We start from the raw sequence: 2,370 nt of genomic DNA on the forward strand, positions 1-2,370 counted from the left end.
GGGCTTGTTGGCTCAATCCTCCCGGCAGAATAGGTCGTATACAACTTCCATGATCTGTTTGGGGCGATCATCTGTCAACCTGTAGTAGATCGCTTTGCCGTCACGGCGCGGGGTCACAAGCCCCTCTAGGCGCAGGCGCGACAGTTGTTGTGACACGGCCGCTTGGCGCGCGGAAAGCAATTCCTCTAGCTCCGTTACAGACTTTTCCCCCGATGCCAAATGGCACAGGATCATCAGACGGCCCTCATGGCTGATCGCTTTCAGAAAGTTGGACGCGCGCTGGGCGTTGTCCATCATCCGTTCCATATCGTCCGGGCAGGTGTTCGCGTCAAAGACGGGCAGGCGCGAGGCTTGGCTCGCAGAGGTGTCGGCTTGGCTTGTCATGTTGGGTGTCATAGTCGATCAGCCCGCCTCGTCAAAAGGGATATTTGCACGATCAAACAATTTGCCGAGCAATCCCCAGAAAAAATCTTCACCCGGATAGCCTTCGATCCGGCCAACCTCAACGCCGTCTTGGACCAAGATAAAGGTCGGCGTAAAGCTGACGCGCCGCACGAATGCCACGTCTGGGGTGTCGCCGCGTAGGTCAAAGCGCACCAGTGGTGCGGTGCGGCCCTCGGGCGTTTTGGGGTAGATGTGAGAGATTTCCTCATTCCATTGCGCGCACCAATAGCAGCCGTGTTCCTCGGCCATGAACAGCCGGACATCGGCTGCAACGGTTTGTGGCAGCAAAGTAAAAAGCAAAAAGGCCAATGGTTTGAGCATGGGGTGCGCGGCTCTTATTGACGAAAATCTCCAGCTTATCATAATCTAATGTTTGAATATCACAAGGCAAGGACCCCTGCGGCATGTTCGATGTTACCCTTTTCGGCGCGCTGATCGCAGGCCTGCTGTCGTTTTTGTCGCCCTGCATTTTGCCGATTGTCCCATTTTATCTGAGCTACCTTGCCGGCGTCGGTATGAACCAGATTTCGGCCCAAGCAGAAGTGTCGCGCGCGGTGCGTATCCGCGCGGTCTTGGCGGCGTGTTGCTTTGCGTTGGGGGTGATCACAGTCTTTGTAGGTCTAGGTGCGACCGCGACCGTTTTTGGTGGGATGGTGCGTGAATACTTTGACGTTCTGCGGTGGGTCGCGGCGGCGATTATCATCGCGATGGGGCTGCATTTCCTAGGCGTTATGCGTATCGGCGTGCTTTACCGGCAGTTCCGCGCGGACGCGGGCAGCACATCGAACGTCAGCTTTGTAGGAGCCTACGTGATCGGGCTGGCATTTGCTTTTGGTTGGACGCCATGCGTTGGCCCGGTTCTGGCCGCGATCCTGTTCACGGCAGCGGGGCAAGACACCGCAGGGCAGGGGGCGTGGCTGCTGTTCACCTATGGGCTTGGTATGACGCTGCCCTTCATTGCTGCTGCTCTGTTTATCGGACCGTTCATGGCATGGATGGCCCGGTTTCGGCGGCACCTTGGCTTGATGGAAAAGCTCATGGGAGCCTTTCTGATCCTGTTCGGCGTTCTGATCGCCACCAACTCTATCAACATTATTGCGAATTGGATGCTGGTGCATATCCCGTGGTTTGGCACGCTGGGTTGATGCGCTCTGAAGCCATTAAGTAGGAGAAAGCCTATGAAATATTTGATAACATTGATTTGGACCTGCGTTTTTGTCACGTCCACGTTTGCGGCAAACATCGGTGATGATGGCCTGCACAAAGCCCCTTGGATGCGGGATACGTTCAAGGATCTGAACGAGGACCTTGCCGAAGCCACGGCAGAGGGCAAACGCTTGATGATCTTGGTTGAGCAACGCGGCTGCATTTATTGCAAGAAGATGCACGAAGAGGTCTTTGTTGTGCCCGAGGTTGCTGACTACATCGAAGAGCATTTCTTTGTGGTGCAAATTAACATGTTCGGCGATGTTGAAGTGACCGATTTTGACGGCACCACATTGCCGGAAAAGGACATGGTCAAACGGTGGGGCGCTCTGTTCACCCCAAGTCTCTATTTCTTTCCCCAAGCGATTGAAGACCCCATGTCTGCGCCACAAGCTGCGGTTGTTCACATGCCGGGCGCGTTTGGGCGGTGGACGACGCTTAATCTTTTGACTTGGGTTGTTGAGCAAGGCTACGCCGGAGATGAGCCCTTTCAAAAATACCATGCCCGAAAATTTGCTGAGCAAAATTAAGGGTTTTCTGCGGGCGCGAAAAGAATATTGCGATAGTTTCTGCGTAGGCGAAACAAATAGAAAAATTCAAGTTATTGAATTTAATATTGCGTTGCGTCCATTGTATCCCGTAGTGTGCAACCTATAAGGGCAATGAATCGACCTAGGGAGGACGCATGAAAATTGCATTTCTGGCCGCAGCGGCCATCGC

The 2,370-nt window shown here is 54.2% G+C and carries 4 protein-coding genes; 2 read left to right on the forward strand and 2 right to left on the reverse strand.

Annotation, left to right across the window (positions count from 1 at the left end):
- Positions 1-12: 12 nt before the first annotated feature.
- Positions 13-384, reverse strand: coding sequence for an ArsR/SmtB family transcription factor (locus AC4GMC_RS18220; protein ID WP_038008165.1), 372 nt, complete (start codon positions 382-384; stop codon positions 13-15).
- Positions 385-402: 18 nt separating this feature from the next.
- Entirely contained in the window at positions 403-765 is a 363-nt protein-coding gene (locus AC4GMC_RS18225) for a hypothetical protein (protein WP_487876436.1), read from the reverse strand.
- Positions 766-848: 83 nt separating this feature from the next.
- Between AC4GMC_RS18225 and AC4GMC_RS18230 the strand changes: the two genes are divergently transcribed.
- Both AC4GMC_RS18230 and AC4GMC_RS18235 read left to right on the forward strand, forming a co-directional pair.
- The gene (locus tag AC4GMC_RS18230; RefSeq protein ID WP_487876437.1) at positions 849-1,589 is read left to right on the forward strand and encodes a cytochrome c biogenesis CcdA family protein; all 741 of its coding nucleotides are present in this window, start codon (positions 849-851) and stop codon (positions 1,587-1,589) included.
- 33 nt (positions 1,590-1,622) lie between these two features.
- Positions 1,623-2,180: a thioredoxin family protein gene (locus AC4GMC_RS18235; protein ID WP_487876438.1), complete on the forward strand. Its 558-nt coding sequence runs from the start codon at positions 1,623-1,625 to the stop codon at positions 2,178-2,180.
- The last annotated feature ends 190 nt before the right edge of the window (positions 2,181-2,370 follow it).

The sequence above is a fragment of the Thalassobacter sp. genome (genome assembly GCF_982993085.1).

Excerpts from the sequence above, each read along its gene's own strand:
- AC4GMC_RS18220 (WP_038008165.1), bottom strand. The coding sequence starts at position 384 with ATGACAAGCCAAGCCGACACCTCTGCGAGCCAAGCCTCGCGCCTGCCC.
- AC4GMC_RS18225 (WP_487876436.1), bottom strand. The coding sequence starts at position 765 with ATGCTCAAACCATTGGCCTTTTTGCTTTTTACTTTGCTGCCACAAACC.
- AC4GMC_RS18230 (WP_487876437.1), top strand. The coding sequence starts at position 849 with ATGTTCGATGTTACCCTTTTCGGCGCGCTGATCGCAGGCCTGCTGTCG.
- AC4GMC_RS18235 (WP_487876438.1), top strand. The coding sequence starts at position 1,623 with ATGAAATATTTGATAACATTGATTTGGACCTGCGTTTTTGTCACGTCC.